This is a genomic window from Hydrogenobacter sp. (genome assembly GCA_041287335.1).
Lineage (GTDB): Bacteria > Aquificota > Aquificia > Aquificales > Aquificaceae > Hydrogenobacter.
This window is the reverse complement of the sequence record JBEULM010000022.1, coordinates 1-17,005: the sequence shown is the minus strand read 5'-3', so window position 1 is coordinate 17,005 and position 17,005 is coordinate 1. Positions and strand designations below refer to the sequence as shown.

The window sequence follows — 17,005 nt, the reverse complement described above, 5'->3', positions numbered from 1 at the left end:
GTTATAATTATAAAATGCTTCACGAGTACAACCCTTATCTTGAATACGTGGAAGGAGAGCTTTTTCTTGAAGGCATCTCTTTAAAAGCCCTTGCGGAGGAGTTTGGTACACCCCTTTACGTTTACAGCGCTTCTTACATAAGGGACAGGATCAGAGCATACAGAAAGGCTTTTCCTGATGCTCTTGTGTGTTATGCAGTGAAAGCCAACTTCAACCCAAAGATCATAAAGATTACAAAGGAAGAAGGAGCAGGCGCGGACATAGTATCGGGAGGTGAACTTTACGCTTCACTGCTTGCGGGAGTGGATCCAAATAAGATAGTTTACGCAGGTGTAGGCAAAACCATCAAAGAACTTGAGTACGCTATAAGGTCAGATATACTTATGTTTAATGTAGAGTCCAGAATGGAACTTGAAGTCCTAAACGATCTTGCAAAGGATCTTGGAAAAAAGATCAGAATAGCCATAAGGGTAAATCCTGATGTAGATCCCAAAACACATCCATATATATCTACAGGTATGAAAAAGAGCAAGTTTGGTATAGATATAAAGCACGCGAAGGATGAATACGAGTACGCAAGAAAGCTGAAAAACCTTGAAATTGTAGGCATACACTGTCATATAGGATCTCAGATACTTGATGTTTCCCCATACATAGAGGCTGTAGAGAAGGTGGTTGATCTCTATATTCAGCTTATTAAGTCTGGCTTTGAGATAAAGTATCTGGATATAGGAGGAGGGCTTGGCATAAAGTACAAACCTGAACAATCAAGTCCTGAACCACAAGATCTCGCAGATGCGATCCTTCCTGTACTTAGAGATGTACAGGCTAAGCTCATCCTGGAACCTGGGAGATCCATTGTGGGAAATGCAGGCATCCTTCTTACAAGCGTTCAGTTTCTCAAAGACAAGAGACACAAACACTTTGTAATAGTTGATGCTGGAATGAATGACCTTGTGCGACCCGCTATGTACGACGCATATCATCATATACTGCCTGTACTAAAGAAGAACGCTCCTTACATAAAGACGGATGTGGTAGGTCCCGTATGCGAAACGGGGGACTTTCTGGCTTTAGACAGGGAGATACAAAAGGTGGAGAGAGGAGATTACTTGGCAGTGCTTTCTGCAGGAGCTTATGGCTTTGCTATGTCATCCCATTACAATGCAAGACCCAGATCCTGTGAAGTACTTGTAGAAAAGGGAACTTACAGGGTGATAAGGGAAAGGGAGGATTACGCTTACATATTCAAAGGGGAGTGAGAACTTTCCCTTTTCCATAAAATAATTGACTTTTATCATATTTTGTTATATTATTTTAATATGAACGTTAAAAGGAGGTGAAATTATGAGACTAATAGCGCTAATATTGACAACCCTTTTACTTTTTCTTCCCCATACCTTAAAGGCGCATGAAGAAAGCTCCCACAACCAATCACATCAGAAGGAAGTTGTTATTGTGGTGAATTTGACACACGGCAGAGGTATAAGCACTGAGATGGCTCTTAATTTTGCCAACATATCCTTGGGAAAGGGATACGAAACAGTTGTGTGGATCAATTCCGAGGGTGTAAAACTTGCGGATGCAAAAGCAAAAGAGGTACAGGCTGTTAAAATGCTCAAAGAGTTTTTGTCAAAGGGTGGAAAGGTTTACGTGTGTCCTATATGCGCAAAGAAACTGGGAGTTAGGGAACTTATAAAAGGCGCTCAGTGGGCAAACCCAGACATCATATTTTCACTCATATCCCAAGATAGGGCGAGAGTGATCTCATTCTAAAGGGGGGTGAGCTATGAAAGGGCTATTTCTTATATCAGCTATAGTATCTGTAGGCTACGCTCAGGAGCTTTTACTAAAAGAAATAGAAGTCAAGGCAAAAAGGGAACCTTTTCAGGAGAGTCTTGATATAAGGGAAGTTAGAGAAAGCTCTGCAAAAGACGTAGGTGAAGCCTTGCAGAAGATAGAAGGTATCTGGAAAATAAGGAAGGGTGGTATAGCAAACGATATAGTCCTTAGAGGCTTTTACAGAGATAACATAAATGTACTTATAGATGGAGAAAGGGTGTACGGTGCTTGCCCGAACAGAATGGATCCGCCTGCCTTCCATGTGGATTTTTCTGAAGTAGAAAAGATAGAGATCATTAAAGGACCCTTTGACGTAAAACATCAAGGTTCTATGGCTGGGCTTATAAATATCATCACAAAGAAACCTGAAAAAGGCTTTCATCTAAAGCTAAACGCTGGACTGGGTTCTTTCAACTTCACAAATCTCTCTCCAGTTGTCTCATATGCCGATGAGAAGTTCTACGGGCTTGCGGGTTATTCTTATAAGTACTCAAAACCTTACAAAGATGGTGATGGTAAGAGGTTTACCGAAGTTTACCCTTCAACCAGCCCCAACCGGTACAAACCCCAATTTATAAACTCAAAAGCCTTTGAGATAAACACTTACTGGACAAAGTTCGGCTTTAGACCTTTGGAAAATCACGAGATAGAATTTTCTTATACCAAACAGGACGCAAGGCACGTGCTTTACCCTTACCTTCTGATGGATGCTATTTACGACAAAACGGATAGGTTCAACTTCAATTACAAGATAGACCATATATCCGATCTTCTCAGAAGTCTAAACTTTCAGTTTTACTATACAAAGGTGAGTCACTGGATGGATGATCGCTACAGGATAAGCTCTGGTATGATGTCCTGGTCTATGGCAACGGATGCAAAAACAAAAACTTACGGAGGCAAGATAGAAAGTGATCTCGGAGATTTTACTTTGGGTTTTGAAGCCTACAAAAGGAATTGGGATGCGATCAATTACATGAAGATGATGAGTGGTGTAAGCACTCAGTTCATCATACCCGATGTAGATACTGACAGTTTTGGAGCTTACGGTGAATATAGAAAAAGGTTATCAGGCAAGCTAAGATTGATAGCAGGTGTCAGGCTTGACAGTACAAAAACTGAGGCGGAACCTTCTAAGGCAAATACGGACCTTTACTACGCCTATAAGAACACCAGGAGCACATCAAGGACGGATACATACCCATCGGGCAATATACAGCTCTTTTATGAGCTTTCAAAAACTACGGAACTTTTTGCGGGGCTTGGTCACTCAGTCAGAGTACCTGATCCTCAGGAGAGATACTTCGCCATGAAAAGAATGACAGGTACTGATTGGGTGGGAAACCCTAACTTGAAGCCTTCAAGAAACACGGAGATTGATCTTGGAGTAAAACACGCTACAGGTAAGTTACTCACCAAGGCAACCATATTTTACAGCTATGTCCAGGATTATATAACGGTTCATAATCAGAATAGAGTCAATATGGTTATGAGTGTTATGAATAACACCGCACGCTCATACGAAAACGTAAATGCGCAGTTTTTCGGCGGTGAGCTTGATTCAAGGCTTGCCCTGACTGACAGCATATTTTTCTTTGGGGGGTTATCTTACGTACAGGCGAGGAAAGACACAAAACCGGACAAGAACATAACCAGCTCAAGGGTTGCGGAGATACCACCCCTTAAAGTGAGGCTCGCCCTAAGATACGATAGAGGTACATACTTTGGAGAGATAGAGTCTCTTTTGTCTGCAACTCAGTACAGGGTTGATAAGGATCTCAATGAACAGAGAACATCGGGATACGGGATCGTAAACCTCAAAGCCGGACTAAACTACAAAGGCTTTACAGTCACAGCAGGAGTTGACAATATTCTGGACAAGAAATATTATGATTATCTGTCCTATCAAAGGGATCCTTTCAGAAGTGGTGTGAAGGTGCCAGAACCGGGAAGGACTATTTACGTGAATGCCTCTTACAGCTTTTAAAAGCCCGACATGGTGTCACTTCCGAACCCTCCAAAGGAGGGTTCTCCCTTTTTAGCGTTATAATACTAAACATGTTTGGTAAAAGGGAAGAGGTAAGGGTTACCAATCAGGAGATAAAAACGCTCATAGGCTTAGGATGTTTGTTCGACGGCAATCTGACGGTGTCAGAAGGACTTATGAGGATAGATGGTGAGATAAGGGGCAACATAAGCGGTAAAGGAGGGCTTATACTCGGAGAGCGGGGGATCGTGAAAGGAGACATAAGCCTTGAAAAAGTGATCGTGTATGGAAGAGTCCAGGGTAATATAAGCGCACAAAGTCTTGAACTAAAATCGGGAAGCAGGGTTGACGGGAATATACATGTAGAAGAGCTTGTAATAGAGAGAGGGGCTGTTTATAATGGTGAGTGTAAGATGGAAGGGGGGTCACCCCCCAAAGAAGTTCAATCCTCAAGTGTGGATATATCTCCAACTGGAAGTCCAAGTTCTTGAGCTTTCAGTACCCTCCTCATTATCTTACCGCTTCTCGTTTTGGGAAGTTTTTCTACAAACTCTATCTCGTCAGGTACAGCTATAGCTCCCAAAACTTGCTTTACGTGGTGCTTTATCTCCTCAATGAGCTTTTCAGAAGGTGCATAACCCTTTTTGAGTATGACAAAAGCCTTTATGGATTCACCTTTCACCTCGTGAGGTTTGCCTATGACAGCAGCTTCCGCAACCGCCGGATAATCCACTATGGCACTTTCCACTTCCATAGTTCCTATCCTGTGTCCTGCTACGTTCAATACATCATCAGCCCTACCTAAGATCATTATATACCCTTCTTCATCGTAAGATGCCAAATCACCCGTCAGATAATAGCCAGGTATCGTGTTCCAGTATTTTTCGTATCTTTCGGGTTCGCCCCAGCACGTTCTGAGCATAGCTGGCCAAGGAGTTTTTATGACGAGATTGCCTATGGTGTTGGGTGGGAGAACATTACCGTGTCTGTCCACGATGAGAGCTTCTATACCGAAGAAAGGCTTGCCTGCCTTTCCGGGCTTTGAAGGATATGACGGTATGGTGGTTATCATGTGCATACCCGTTTCCGTTTGCCACCAAGTATCTACTATTACACATCTTTCCCTTCCTATATTTTTAAAGTACCAGTGCCATGCTTCCGGATTTATAGGTTCGCCCACAGATCCTAAGATTCTCAAAGAGGATAGATCATATTTGGCAGGCCACTGCTCACCGTACTTCATAAACATCCTAACAGCTGTAGGCGCTGTATAGAATACGTTGACTCTATATTTTTCCACATAGCTCCACCACCTTCCAGGATCCGGATAATCTGGCGCTCCCTCAACGATCAGCGAAGTTAGACCTACAGCAAGCGGACCGTAAACTATATAGCTATGTCCTGTTACCCAGCCTATATCTGCGGTACACCAATATATATCGTTCTCTTTTGCGTCAAAAACTACCTTGGTAGTGTAGTATGTACCGACCATGTAACCGCCAGTAGTGTGAAGCACACCTTTTGGCTTACCTGTTGTTCCAGATGTGTAGAGTATGTATAAAGGATCTTCGGCATCCATAACCTCAGGATCACAGTTGGGTGAGCCTGAACTTATTAGCTGATCAAGACTCACAAAGAATTTACTATCCCCATTTAGAACATCTCCGTCTCTGTCCCAAACTATGACTTTCTCTACAAATTCAAGTCCGTCTATAGCTCTTTGTGCGGTTGCAAGGAGGTCTATCTTCCTGCCTCTTCTTTTTGTATAACTTGCGGTTATAAGAACTTTTGCTTTTGCATCTTCTATCCTGAGTTTCAAAGCTCCCTCACTAAAACCTGCAAAGACAAGACTGTGTATAGCCCCTATCCTTGCACATGCCAACATGCAGGCAACTGCTTCTATGGTATTGGGCATGTATATGGACACCCTGTCCCCTTTTCTGACTCCGAGAGATCTAAGCCCGTTGGCTATACGGTTTACGAGTTCAAGAAGCTCTCCATAAGTTATCTTCTTTTCCCTGTTGTCCTCATCAAGAGCAATATACGCTACCTTATTCCTTTTGCCGTTTTTTACATGTCTGTCAAGGCAGTTATAAGTTATATTGATCTTCCCACCTACGAACCATTTAGCGTACGGATAGTTCCATTCAAGCACCTTATCCCACTTTTTAAACCAGTGGAGTTCCTCAGCTACATTTGCCCAAAAGGATTCCTTATCCTTAATGGATTCCTGATATAGGGATTCGTAATCCCTCACCCATGCCGATTCTACTATGGATTGCGGAGGCATATACTTCTCCTCAACCTTTAATAATGTTTCGGATCTCTCTTCCACCATCTTTAGACCTCCTTCAGGTAGTTTTTTGAAAATATAAATTAAACTCCCGATTTTTGCAATGTAATTCTAAATTTTTATAATACATATCATACTGATTATTCCTTTATAATTCTAAAAAACTTTATTTTTCATGGATAAGACATAAATTCAAAAACACCGACTTTTTACTTTAAATGCTTTCTTCTGAAGTTGTTGATTTTTTAAAATTATATGATTTTTATCATACAATAGAAACGTGAAAAAGGAAATTATAATATAAGGATGAAACTTCTTGTTATTGATAACTATGACTCTTTCACCTACAATTTAGTGCAGTATTTTGAGATTCTTGGCTGTAGTGTAGCTGTTAGAAGAAACGATGAGATCACAGTTGAAGATATAGAGAAATCAAAACCCGACGCAGTGGTGATATCACCCGGACCTTGCAGTCCGAAAGAAGCTGGTATATCCGTAGACGTGATACGGCGCTTCTACAACGAGATTCCCATACTGGGTGTATGCTTGGGACATCAAGCCATAGGTTACGCCTTTGGTGCAAAGATAGTAAGAGCAAAAAATCTCATGCATGGCAAAACATCCATAATATACCACACGAGCGAGGGGATATTTAAGGGTATAAAGAACCCCTTTGTGGCTGTGAGATACCACTCCTTAGTCATTGATAGAGAAAGCCTTCCATCTGTACTGAAGATAACCGCAGAATCTGACGATGGTGAGATCATGGGTGTTGAACATAGGGAATACCCAGTCTTTGGTGTGCAGTTTCATCCCGAATCGGTGCTTTCAGAAGCGGGTATGGATATACTTAGGAACTTCCTTGAGATATCCCAAGGGATTCGTCAATCCATCTGAGATAATCATCGTTACCTGATTCTATGGGTAAGGCTATTATTTCTGGTACTGTGTAAGGATGTATAGATTTTACGCTGGTTATGAGATGAGGAAGTTTTTCCTTAGCTGTTTTAATTATAAGCAGGGCTTCTCTATCCTTTTCTACATTACCTTTCCACCAGTATATGGAATTTACCTCATTGACAATATTTATGCACGCTCCCAATTTTTCACTTATTAGGTGTTCGGCTATATCCTTAGCTTTATCAATCGGTGTAGTGATAAGAACTACGTAATACCTCATACTGATTATTATACTGCGGAGAAAAGGGGTTTATCTTTTACCCTATGTCTGTCTGTTACGTATCCTTCGGAAGTAATTGGGGTGATAGAATAGAAAACATACTTAAGGCTTTAACTCTACTCGCAGATTGGGGGAACTTAGAAGCTGTATCCACCTTATACGAAAGTCTCCCGTGGGGGGTTGAGGATCAACCTACCTTCTTAAACGGAGTTCTCAAGTTTAATACCGAACTTGATCCCTTGAAACTTTTGAAGGTAATAAAGGACATAGAAAGGCGTGTGGGAAGAAAGGAACGCTATCGCTGGGGTCCCAGAGAGATAGATCTGGATATTTTATTATACGATCGATGCATAGTAATGCTCAGTTTCTTAAGAATTCCACATCAGCACATGCTTGAAAGGGACTTCGTGCTTTTTCCTCTCCTTGAGCTGGACGAAAACCTTATGCATCCGATACTGGAACAGCCTATAAAGCTCTTTGCAGGTAAGCTAAAAAATAATCTCAAACCTTATGCTTGTATCACTTCTTACTCTTTACGTATTGCTCCCAGTTTTCCGGGGTGAAGGGTGATATCTGCCTGAGAAGCTTTATGATCTTGGGAAACTCCTCTATAACATAATCCACATCTTCCTCGGTGTTGTCTCTGCCAAAGCTAAAGACCAGAGAACCGTTAGCCACCTCTTTTGGTACACCTATGGCAAAAAGCACGTGGGATTGTTTAAGAGCGAGAGAAACACATGCGGAACCGGAAGCAGTTTCTATCCCCATGAGATCAAGTCTCAAAAGCATAGCTTCACCTTCAATCAGATGTACTATAAGCGAAAGGTGATGAGGTAGCCTCTGAGTGGGATGTCCAGTAAACTCTATATAATCAAGCCTTTCCTCAAGAGCTTTTCTGAGCTTATCTCTGTAATGAGAGAGTCTCGTCATCCTGTCCTGAATCTCCTTTATAGTGAGTTCAGCTGCAGCACCAAAACCCACAATGCCCGGTACATTTTCCGTTCCCGCTCTTACCCCCCTTTCTTGAGTGCCACCTTCTATGAGAGGTCTTATCTTGACACCCTTCTTGGTCCACAGAGCGCCCACACCTTTAGGTCCATACATGAGGTGTGCGGTGAAAGATGCGGCATCCACACCCCAATCTTTTACATCAACTGGGTAGTGACCTAACGTTGGTGCGGCATCTGTATGGAATATAACCTTGGGATTCTTTGCCTTTGCAGCCTGAACCAAGCCTTTTATGTCTTGAATGGTACCTACCTCCCTGTTTGAATGACCTATGCTCACAAGGACAGTATCCTGCCTTACTGCCTCACTGACCTGATCTGGATGTATTAGACCATACCTATCTGGCTTTAGGTAGGTAACTTCCCAGCCTTTTCTTTCCAGAGTTTTGAGAGGGTGAAGTATGGAGTGATGCTCTATCTCTGTTGAAACTATATGTCTACCTTTTTTCTCATACGCTTCCGCTATACCTTTTATCGCCAGATTGTTAGCCTCTATACCGCCAGAAGTGAAGATCAACTCTTCAGGAGAGTTAGCGTTTATGAGGGTAGCTATTTTTTCTCTCGCTGAGTTTATGGCTTTTTTTGTAACTTGACCAAAACTGTGCAGAGATGTGGGATTTCCGAAGTGCTCCCTAAAGTAGGGAAGCATAGCCTCCAGAACTTCCTGCGCAACCGGCGTAGTAGCTATGTGATCCAGATAAACAACCCTTTGACCTACCTTTTTTATAAACATACCTTACCTCCTTAAAATTCTCTCAGATATAAGTTTGGCTATACTAAAGAACGCTTTGGATACCTCTGACTCCGGATGAGCAAGTGTCACAGGCATACCAACGTCGGAAGTTTCAGCCACCTCCGGATCCATGGGGATGGAACCGAGTACCTGAAGGTTATAAGCCCTTGCAAATTCCATGACTTTACCTTTACCAAACACGTAGTATTTTTTACCGCTTTCTGGACATACAAAATATGCCATGTTTTCTATCACACCAAGTACAGGTACATCAACTTCTTTAAACATGGCTGTTGCCTTTTTTACATCGGCTAAGGCTACATCCTGAGGTGTGGTAACGATAATCGCTCCAGTCATGTGAACGTTTTGAGCGAGGGTAAGCTGGACATCTCCCGTACCGGGTGGAAGGTCCAATATTAGAAAATCAAGCTCTCCCCAATTCACATCAAAGAGAAATTGGGTGAGAGCCTTCATAAGCATGGGACCTCTCCAGATGACAGGTGTGTCTTCGGAGGGAAGCAAAAAGCCTATTGAAAGTACCTTCAAACCGTACTTTTCCACAGGTATTAACCTGTTTCTTTCGTCAACATGTATTCTCTCCCCCTTTACGCCCAAAAGAGTAGGTACGCTCGGACCATATATGTCCGCATCCAAGAGACCAACCCTGTAACCGGACTTTAAAAGAGCTACAGCCAAGTTGGCAGCAACGGTTGATTTACCAACACCACCCTTTCCACTGCCAACTGCGATTAGGTATTTAACGCCTTCAACTCGCCTTCTTGTAAAGGCAGGCTGTCCAAAGGCAGTTGGAGGTTCTGGTGATCCCTCTATGAACCTTATATTTACACTTTTTACATCCGGCACACTCTCAAGGGCTTGGTACGTTTTTTGCTTTATATCCTCTTCTAAACCCTTTTTGGGAAGTCTATACACCACTTCAAGAGATGAACCTATGAGTTTAATATCCTTTATGAGATCCGAAAGCTTGGTATTATCTATGCTTATGCCTTTTAGTGCATCTATTATGTCCTTTACCGCCATGCTGTCCTCCTTTTTTGAAATATAATTTATTCTGTGGATGTTGATATGAGCATAATCAAATTAGCCGGGGGAAGGCTATGAATTATGTATCCCAGATCCTGAGCTACATAAGTGGCACACCTGACATAACGGAGATATACCTCGTTCCTAAGGCTCCGCCCCTTGATAGGAAAAATGGGAAGCTTATTAGAATTATGGATGCTGTGCTTACTTCTGAAGATGTAAGGGATACACTTTTGGCTTTGAGAAGTTATACCTCTCCCACCTTAGGACCTTTAGGTAGCGAAGGTACCTTTTCTTTTGGAATACATAACGTAGGAAGGTTGAGAGTGAGTTACATAACCCAAAGGGGTAGTTATGTGGTAAAAATAGTAAAGACACCCTATGAGGTACCATCCTTAGAGAAGTTGTGTAGCGATCCAAAAACTGTTCAGCATCTGGATCAGCTTGTAAGAATACACTTTTGTGGTATACTACTTGTGTTTGGCACAAATCCTGTAAGGGTAAGCACTTTCGTATATTCAGCCCTTCAGTACGTATCCAGAAACTATCAAAAAGTCATACTTATCCTTGAAAAACCTCTTTCCTTCCTTTTGAGGCACGACAAGTCTGTAATAATACAGAGAGAGGTAGGCATAGATACGCCGACATTTGAGGAAGGCTTGAAGGATGTAGCTTATATAAATCCCGATATAGTATACGTTGCATACGGAGAGATCCTACCTGATGAAGATGTATTTCACATAGTTAAGGTGGCACAACTCAACACCTTAGTAATATTTTACTCTCCTTACATGAATGAGGAGGCTGTATTTAAGAGCTTTGAAAAGCACAAAAGAATTGTCAAAGCTGTTATAAAAGTGGAACAAGCCCCAGAGGAAAAACTTCACGTGATTATCACAAATACACTATCTTAGGTTTCGGAAAACCGTTGAAGTTTGAAGCGTAGACGGTTGTATACGCACCCGTTGAGAGAATATAAAGGTAGTCTCCTACCTGTGGTTCTGGAAGAGCTACCATCCTGGCGATCACATCCATGCTGTCACAGGACACACCTCCCACGATCCACTCTTTTAGCTCTCCTTCCCTCTCTAAGTAAAAGGGATACCTTATGCCCCCGAGAGCTTCAGCCAAACCGTTGAATACCCCAACATCTATGTACAGCCAATTTTCGTCGTTTCTCTTTGCCTTGCCTATGATCCTCGTTATCATAATACCTTGGTCACCTACGAGCCCTCTACCTGGTTCTATCTGTAGCTCGTGAGGTGGATTGGGGAAAAATTTTTGCAAAAGACCCTTTATGTAGTAAGCTATATCCTCTATCCTTAGCGCTTCGTAAGTATATTTGACTGGTATACCACCGCCTACGTTGAGCATCTGAAGCCTGAAACCTCTATACCTCGCCTTTTCCCATAGTTCGGCTGACTTCCTTATGGCTATAAACCAGTTCCTGTAATTGTTACACTGAGAGCCTACGTGGAAGGTAATACCGTAAGGTACTAGCCCTTTTTCTCTTGCATACTCAAGAATCTCAAGTGCAGTATCCACATCAACACCGAACTTTTTAGATAGTGGCCAGTCACTACCTTCGTTAGGAACAGCGAGCCTTACATAAACCCTGGCCCTATTTGCTACCTTAGCTATCTTTTCCACCTCAGTAAAAGAATCAACAGAAAAGCGATTTACACCTACTGAATAGGCGTAATCTATAAACTCCTCAGGCTTTATAGGATTGCTTGATATGATCCTCTCAGGCTGTACTTGTGCACTCAGAACTTTTTTGAGTTCTTCACAAGAAGCTACCTCAAAGCCTGAACCCCTTTGAGCTAAAGTCTTTATTATGTTTATATCATCGTTTGCCTTTACAGCATAGTATATCCTGAAGTTGGGCATATGCCTTTCTATATTTGCGTATCTTTCCCTTATCCCGTCAAGATCCATAACGAGTAAAGGAGTCTCCTTTGGTCTAAGGTAGGAGGAAATACTTTCCCTTTTGGCAATGAACTCTTCAAAGTATCTTTTGGCAAACTGAAACTGTAGCTCCTTCTGATCTAATGTCTCCTTAACCATAATGGAAGTAATAATAATACCTTTCACACATCACAACAAGGTGATCTCTACAAAAAAGAGAGGGCTTCTTTTCTTTGTAAGCAGGTGGGACACTCACCGCAAGGTGGCTCTGTTCCCATATAACACGAGTAAGTCTTTTCAAAGGGTACTCCCAAACTCTTACCCAGAAGAGCTATATCCCTTTTGGACATACCTAAAAAAGGTGTATAGATATGTATTCTACTCTTGCTTTTTGCTACGAAGATGGAGGAGGCATTTATAGCAGCCTCTGCGGAAGTTACAAACTCGGGTCTGCAATCAGGGTAAGGGGTGTCAAGGGCGTGAACACCTATACCGATATACTCCAGTTCTAAGGTATCCGCAAAGGCAGCTGCTATAGAAAGGAAGGTGAGATTTCTCATAGGAACAGTCGTCACGGGCGGCTCATTTACGGGATAATCACCCTTTGGTATTGACAAAGCATTGTCAAGTAAAGCACAACCTTTTACGCTCTTATAATGAGGCACTTCAACCAAAAAGTGTTCTTCAACTTCTGCCAATTTGGCAAGTTCTTTGGCGTATTTTAGCTCTACCTTATGCCTCTGTCCGTAATCAAAAGAGATAGCGTAAACTTTATTAAACTCTTTCTTTGATAACCACAGGAGTGTAGCACTATCCATTCCTCCAGAGAGAAGCACTATTATACCTTTCATTATCTTTAATTTATGCCGGAGGCGGGAGTTGAACCCGCACGCCCTTTCGGGCGGGGGATTTTGAATCCCCTGCGTCTGCCAGTTCCGCCACTCCGGCTTTCTAATAATTATAGTATAGACTATCCTATGGCGCTCATTCCCGTTATGTAGTCGGCAACAGTAGTTGCTGCGACGGATTTTGGTTTAACTACGGGCTTTAACCCTTGAGCTAACACGTAACCTATGGCTTCCTTCAGTATGACGCTTGAGTTGTGCTCGGGGTTGGGATTTATGTCCAGATGCACCTCAAAGGGTCTGTTTCCTATAACCTCAGATATCTCAAGAGCCATAAACACAGCCCTGCTTACTTCTTCCATAAGTCTCTGCCTTAAAGATCTTATCCTGCTCACCCTTTCCACACGCCAAAAGATCTTTGCACCTTTACACGAATCTATATGTACCACCACAACAGTAACAAAAACCGTTTTTTCCCTTACCTGCCTTGAATCGCAACCTACATAAATTGCTGTCTTTTCAGATGTGCCTTTTATGAACTCCTTCACCTCCTCTATGTTCTTTATTAGAGGCATACTCTACACTCCTTTACCAAAATCCACATCTTTGACCCAAGAGGGTCTAAAAAGTATCCAGTCTTTAAGGTTTTCAAAACTCCTGGCATAGCATACTTCACAGAGAACGCCTTCGGGCATTAATTTGGAATTGTCATCACAACACTCACTCAAATTCCAAAATTCGTAGCCATCATGAATGATAAGCTTTCCGCAGGAGTTACATCTGTAAAGCATAAAGCCTCTTGAACCGAGAAAAGGATCCAGATGTTCATCTTCGGGGAGATTTTCAAAACCAAGCACTTCTCTTAAGAATTTCCTCTGCTTTTGTGTAAGCTCACTTATCCTCACATCAAATAATGATAGAACAAAAGAGTGGAAAAGGCAAACCCTTTTGGTTTATAATCATCCTCTAAATGATCAGAGCCTTCGTAGGTTTTTTTACCACAAAGAGGTTGCAAGAGCAGGTAGAAAAACTTGAAAAACAAACGGAACACTTCTTAAGAGGCAAATGGGTAGAACCTCAAAATCTTCACATGACTTTCCAATTTCTGGGTGACGTTGAAGAGGGAAAACTCATAGACATAGTCAAGAATATACAGGAGATCGCACAAAGATACAAACCTGTAAAGGTAAAGTACAAGTCTTTGGGCGTTTTCCCTTCTCTGGAAAGGGCGAGAGTACTGTGGATAGGTGTGAGTGATGGTGCTAACAACTTAAAGAATCTCGCTAAGGAGATAACTAAGGCTAACAAGAGATCAGGTATAAAGGAGGAGGGTAAACCCTTTCATCCACATGTAACCGTGTGCAGGATAAAGGATTTTGATCGCAGAAAGCTCAAAGATCTTTTGAAGCAATACGAAAGTACTAACTTCGGAGAGGATACGGTGGATCGCATAGCTTTAGTTAAAAGCTCGCTAAGTTCTGTAGGTCCAGTGTACACTATTTTGGAGGAGTTTTACTTTCATGGATAAGATCACGTACAGAGATGCAGGTGTGGATCTGCAAAAAGCCGAAGAATTCGTAAACTACATAAAGGAAAAGGTGAAAGGACTTTCAAGTGGCGTATTACTTTGGGGAGGATTTTCAAGCGGTTTGAAGATAGAGGGATATAAAGATCCTGTCATCATGATGTCCACAGATGGCGTAGGTACAAAACTCAAAGTGGCGCAAGCTGTAGGAATTCATGACACCATTGGTATTGATCTTGTCGCCATGAATGTAAACGATGTGCTAACCTCCGGTGCTGATCCAATAGCCTTTCTTGATTACATAGCTACCGGCATGATAGATCTTGATGTGCTCAAAAATGTAATTGATGGCATAGTAGAAGGGTGCAAAAGGGCAGGTGTACCTCTGGTAGGTGGAGAAACTGCGCAGATGCCAGATTTTTATCCCGATGGTGTTTACGACCTTGCAGGTTTTTGTGTCGGGGTATGCGAAAAAAGTCATCTCTTAACAGGTGAGGAGATAAAAGAGGGGGATCTGCTCATAGGACTTCCCTCATCTGGATTTCACTCAAACGGTTATTCTCTAATAAGAAAAGTTCTTACCCAAAAAGGTATAGGTTACGATGATAGGCTGAGTGAATTTGGAAAACGCGTTTACGAACTTTTACTTGAGCCTACGCGTATATACGTGGAGGATGTGAAAAAGCTTAAAACCAAAGTCAGAATAAAGGGAATGGCACACATAACCGGAGGAGGTATAAGAGGAAATCTGGTAAGAATCCTACCAGAAGGTAAAAGGGCTATTGTAAAAAAATCCTTAATACCTAAGCAAGAGATCTTTGATTGGATTAGGAGGCTGGGTAATATAGAGGAAGAGGAAATGTACAGAACTTTCAATATGGGAATGGGTTTTGTGATAATTGTGGAAGAACGAGAGGTGCAGAAAGTAATAGACCTTATCAAAGACGCCTTTGTATGTGGACACATAGAGGAGGGCAAAAGAGATGTCTTGCTTGTTTAAAAAGGCTATCCTGTCTTCAGCACTGTTTGTGAGTCTTTCCTTTTCCCAGGTTATACATAAGGTAGAAATAAGGGGTGCAAAGTACGTACCTGACGAGGTAATAAAGGCTCTTATAAAGGCAAAAGAGGGCGTTACCTACACACCGGATCTCGTCAGAGAGGATATAAGGAGGCTCTATAGGACGGGATTTTTTGACAAGATAGAAGTTTATGAAGAGAGGCAAGATGACAGTGTAACCCTTTATTACGACGTTGTGGACCTTCCCATCATATACAAGATAGAGTTTGCGGGAAACAGGAAGATAAAGTCAGAAGATTTGGAAAAGAAGATAGGCATAGAAACAGAGGTGGGAAAGATAGATGTGGAAGAGCTTACAAAGGGCTATACCTCATCTCCCGCAATTGAGGAAAAGGTGGAAATACAAAGAAGGCTGAAGCTCGGTAGGGTCCTCAGCAGAGAGGAAATGGAGTACATAAAGAGGAAGATTATGGAAGCTTATGCCAAAGAAGGTTACCCAAACGTAACAGTCACTTACGAACTTGTTCCCAAAAAAGGTGCTTCCAAGCTTGTTTATCACATATCCGAAGGAAGTCCCGAATACGTATCATCGATAACTTTTAAAGGCAACAGAACCTTCAGGTCAGGAAGACTCCTTGATCGTATGGAGACAAAACCACCGAGTCTTTTTGCTCTTAGACTGCACCCACCCTTTAGCGAAGATGTTCTAAAGGATGATATAACGAGGCTTGAGGACTTTTACAGATCGGAAGGTTTTTTTGATGTGAAGGTATCTTACAAAGTCACAAAGAAGGACTCCAAATACAGCATAGAAATAGACATAAATGAGGGCAAGAGGTACAAGTTAGAAAATCTCAAAATAGAGGGCAATACGCTTTTCTCATATGATGAGCTTGTTGAAAAGCTTCTAAAAAAGAACAAGGGAGGATACTATAGGGATGAGGTGATAAATGCGGTAATGGATAACATAAAAAAGAAGTATTCTTCCATAGGATTTATGAACGTTTCCATTATCAAGGATGAGAAGGTAGATAGCGAGAAAAAGGGAGTGACCGTTACATTAAAGATCAATGAAGGAGAACCTGTTTACATAAATAGGGTGCAAATAAGAGGGAACTACGAAACACGTGATTACGTGATAAGGAGAGAGATGAGAGTTCAGGAAGGCGAGCTTGCCAATGAAAAGGAAATTGAACGTTCCAAGACTAGGATATTCAATCTGGGTTACTACGAAGATGTTTCCATAGAACCCATACCTTCAGAAGGCAGAAGGTGGGACTTTGAGGTGAAGGTCAGGGAGAGATTTACTGGACAGTTCTCAGTAGGTTTGGGATACAACCAAGTAACAAAGGTTGCAGGTTTTGTTTCTATAAGAAAAGGTAATTTCTTGGGAACGGGTGATATAGCGGGTATTTCTGTATCTTACGGAAGTAATTACAAAGATAATTCAATCTCCTATACGAGAAAGTGGTTTATGAATAAGCCTATGGACCTTACAGGTTCTATCTATGACAGGCGCATAGACTACACTACCTACACGGTATCAAGGACCGGGCTTGATCTCATACTTTCCAGAGAACTTGCGGAATTCTGGAGAGTGAGCGGTGGTTTTAGCTTCCAGAA

The 17,005-nt window shown here is 42.0% G+C and carries 18 protein-coding genes and 1 tRNA gene; 10 read left to right on the top strand and 9 right to left on the bottom strand.

The genetic code is table 11. The features are described 5' to 3' along the window. Positions 1-14 precede the first annotated feature (14 nt). The 4 genes from lysA (at position 15) to ABWK04_02945 (ending at position 4,320) form a co-directional block, all read left to right on the top strand. A complete protein-coding gene (gene lysA / locus ABWK04_02960) occupies positions 15-1,262 on the top strand; it encodes a diaminopimelate decarboxylase (protein ID MEZ0360847.1) in 1,248 nt (415 codons plus the stop codon). Positions 1,263-1,347: 85 nt separating this feature from the next. Beyond that, on the top strand, positions 1,348-1,776 hold the full coding sequence (locus tag ABWK04_02955) for a DsrE family protein (GenBank protein ID MEZ0360846.1): 429 nt from the start codon (positions 1,348-1,350) through the stop codon (positions 1,774-1,776). A gap of 13 nt (positions 1,777-1,789) precedes the next feature. Beyond that, positions 1,790-3,829: a TonB-dependent receptor gene (locus ABWK04_02950; protein ID MEZ0360845.1), complete on the top strand. Its 2,040-nt coding sequence runs from the start codon at positions 1,790-1,792 to the stop codon at positions 3,827-3,829. Between the two features lie 71 nt (positions 3,830-3,900). Continuing rightward, positions 3,901-4,320 (top strand): polymer-forming cytoskeletal protein, encoded by a 420-nt coding sequence (locus tag ABWK04_02945; GenBank protein ID MEZ0360844.1) that lies wholly within the window; start codon positions 3,901-3,903, stop codon positions 4,318-4,320. On the opposite strand, the gene acs is transcribed toward ABWK04_02945, so the two are convergent. Continuing rightward, the gene (gene acs / locus ABWK04_02940; protein MEZ0360843.1) at positions 4,272-6,167 is read right to left on the bottom strand and encodes an acetate--CoA ligase; all 1,896 of its coding nucleotides are present in this window, start codon (positions 6,165-6,167) and stop codon (positions 4,272-4,274) included. The two genes, ABWK04_02945 and acs, sit on opposite strands and share 49 nt — an antisense overlap. A gap of 261 nt (positions 6,168-6,428) precedes the next feature. On the opposite strand from acs, the gene ABWK04_02935 reads away from it, so the two are divergent. Beyond that, positions 6,429-7,019, top strand: a complete 591-nt coding sequence (locus tag ABWK04_02935; GenBank protein ID MEZ0360842.1) for an aminodeoxychorismate/anthranilate synthase component II — start codon at positions 6,429-6,431, stop codon at positions 7,017-7,019. Here the strand turns inward: ABWK04_02935 and cutA are convergent. Continuing rightward, positions 6,973-7,302, bottom strand: a complete 330-nt coding sequence (gene cutA / locus ABWK04_02930) for a divalent-cation tolerance protein CutA (GenBank protein MEZ0360841.1) — start codon at positions 7,300-7,302, stop codon at positions 6,973-6,975. The two genes, ABWK04_02935 and cutA, sit on opposite strands and share 47 nt — an antisense overlap. 44 nt (positions 7,303-7,346) lie before the next feature. On the opposite strand from cutA, the gene folK reads away from it, so the two are divergent. Next, positions 7,347-7,865, top strand: coding sequence for a 2-amino-4-hydroxy-6-hydroxymethyldihydropteridine diphosphokinase (gene folK, locus ABWK04_02925; protein ID MEZ0360840.1), 519 nt, complete (start codon positions 7,347-7,349; stop codon positions 7,863-7,865). On the opposite strand, the gene ABWK04_02920 is transcribed toward folK, so the two are convergent. Next, positions 7,822-9,042, bottom strand: coding sequence for a cysteine desulfurase family protein (locus ABWK04_02920; protein MEZ0360839.1), 1,221 nt, complete (start codon positions 9,040-9,042; stop codon positions 7,822-7,824). The genes folK and ABWK04_02920 overlap by 44 nt on opposite strands. 3 nt (positions 9,043-9,045) lie before the next feature. Further along, positions 9,046-10,083 (bottom strand): Mrp/NBP35 family ATP-binding protein, encoded by a 1,038-nt coding sequence (locus ABWK04_02915; GenBank protein MEZ0360838.1) that lies wholly within the window; start codon positions 10,081-10,083, stop codon positions 9,046-9,048. 77 nt (positions 10,084-10,160) lie between these two features. Between ABWK04_02915 and ABWK04_02910 the strand changes: the two genes are divergently transcribed. After that, complete coding sequence (locus ABWK04_02910; protein MEZ0360837.1) at positions 10,161-11,000, top strand: ATPase, T2SS/T4P/T4SS family; 840 nt, start codon at positions 10,161-10,163, stop codon at positions 10,998-11,000. On the opposite strand, the gene ABWK04_02905 is transcribed toward ABWK04_02910, so the two are convergent. The 5 genes from ABWK04_02905 to ABWK04_02885 all read right to left on the bottom strand — a co-directional run bounded on the left by ABWK04_02905 (position 10,981) and on the right by ABWK04_02885 (position 13,744). Then, positions 10,981-12,153 (bottom strand): type III PLP-dependent enzyme, encoded by a 1,173-nt coding sequence (locus tag ABWK04_02905; GenBank protein ID MEZ0360836.1) that lies wholly within the window; start codon positions 12,151-12,153, stop codon positions 10,981-10,983. The genes ABWK04_02910 and ABWK04_02905 overlap by 20 nt on opposite strands. Positions 12,154-12,200: 47 nt before the next feature. After that, positions 12,201-12,845, bottom strand: a complete 645-nt coding sequence (gene queC, locus ABWK04_02900; protein ID MEZ0360835.1) for a 7-cyano-7-deazaguanine synthase QueC — start codon at positions 12,843-12,845, stop codon at positions 12,201-12,203. 13 nt (positions 12,846-12,858) lie between these two features. Beyond that, positions 12,859-12,942, bottom strand: a tRNA-Leu gene (locus ABWK04_02895). Between the two features lie 22 nt (positions 12,943-12,964). After that, positions 12,965-13,414, bottom strand: coding sequence for a ribonuclease H-like YkuK family protein (locus tag ABWK04_02890; protein MEZ0360834.1), 450 nt, complete (start codon positions 13,412-13,414; stop codon positions 12,965-12,967). Positions 13,415-13,417: 3 nt separating this feature from the next. Beyond that, on the bottom strand, positions 13,418-13,744 hold the full coding sequence (locus ABWK04_02885) for a hypothetical protein (GenBank protein MEZ0360833.1): 327 nt from the start codon (positions 13,742-13,744) through the stop codon (positions 13,418-13,420). A gap of 65 nt (positions 13,745-13,809) precedes the next feature. Between ABWK04_02885 and thpR the strand changes: the two genes are divergently transcribed. The 3 genes from thpR to bamA form a co-directional block, all read left to right on the top strand. After that, positions 13,810-14,367 (top strand): RNA 2',3'-cyclic phosphodiesterase, encoded by a 558-nt coding sequence (gene thpR / locus ABWK04_02880; protein MEZ0360832.1) that lies wholly within the window; start codon positions 13,810-13,812, stop codon positions 14,365-14,367. Further along, positions 14,360-15,364, top strand: a complete 1,005-nt coding sequence (purM, locus tag ABWK04_02875) for a phosphoribosylformylglycinamidine cyclo-ligase (GenBank protein ID MEZ0360831.1) — start codon at positions 14,360-14,362, stop codon at positions 15,362-15,364. Before thpR ends, purM begins: the two co-directional genes overlap by 8 nt. Further along, the coding region (gene bamA / locus ABWK04_02870) for an outer membrane protein assembly factor BamA (GenBank protein MEZ0360830.1) at positions 15,348-17,005 on the top strand (1,658 nt) is incomplete at its 3' end. The genes purM and bamA, both read left to right, overlap by 17 nt.

Coding starts and splice junctions, on each gene's coding strand:
- purM (MEZ0360831.1), top strand. CDS start 14,360: ATGGATAAGATCACGTACAGAGATGCAGGTGTGGATCTGCAAAAAGCC.
- ABWK04_02905 (MEZ0360836.1), bottom strand. CDS start 12,153: ATGGTTAAGGAGACATTAGATCAGAAGGAGCTACAGTTTCAGTTTGCC.
- ABWK04_02920 (MEZ0360839.1), bottom strand. CDS start 9,042: ATGTTTATAAAAAAGGTAGGTCAAAGGGTTGTTTATCTGGATCACATA.
- lysA (MEZ0360847.1), top strand. CDS start 15: ATGCTTCACGAGTACAACCCTTATCTTGAATACGTGGAAGGAGAGCTT.
- folK (MEZ0360840.1), top strand. CDS start 7,347: ATGTCTGTCTGTTACGTATCCTTCGGAAGTAATTGGGGTGATAGAATA.
- queC (MEZ0360835.1), bottom strand. CDS start 12,845: ATGAAAGGTATAATAGTGCTTCTCTCTGGAGGAATGGATAGTGCTACA.
- ABWK04_02890 (MEZ0360834.1), bottom strand. CDS start 13,414: ATGCCTCTAATAAAGAACATAGAGGAGGTGAAGGAGTTCATAAAAGGC.
- acs (MEZ0360843.1), bottom strand. CDS start 6,167: ATGGTGGAAGAGAGATCCGAAACATTATTAAAGGTTGAGGAGAAGTAT.
- ABWK04_02935 (MEZ0360842.1), top strand. CDS start 6,429: ATGAAACTTCTTGTTATTGATAACTATGACTCTTTCACCTACAATTTA.
- ABWK04_02955 (MEZ0360846.1), top strand. CDS start 1,348: ATGAGACTAATAGCGCTAATATTGACAACCCTTTTACTTTTTCTTCCC.
- ABWK04_02915 (MEZ0360838.1), bottom strand. CDS start 10,083: ATGGCGGTAAAGGACATAATAGATGCACTAAAAGGCATAAGCATAGAT.
- ABWK04_02910 (MEZ0360837.1), top strand. CDS start 10,161: ATGAATTATGTATCCCAGATCCTGAGCTACATAAGTGGCACACCTGAC.
- ABWK04_02945 (MEZ0360844.1), top strand. CDS start 3,901: ATGTTTGGTAAAAGGGAAGAGGTAAGGGTTACCAATCAGGAGATAAAA.
- ABWK04_02950 (MEZ0360845.1), top strand. CDS start 1,790: ATGAAAGGGCTATTTCTTATATCAGCTATAGTATCTGTAGGCTACGCT.
- thpR (MEZ0360832.1), top strand. CDS start 13,810: ATGATCAGAGCCTTCGTAGGTTTTTTTACCACAAAGAGGTTGCAAGAG.
- cutA (MEZ0360841.1), bottom strand. CDS start 7,302: ATGAGGTATTACGTAGTTCTTATCACTACACCGATTGATAAAGCTAAG.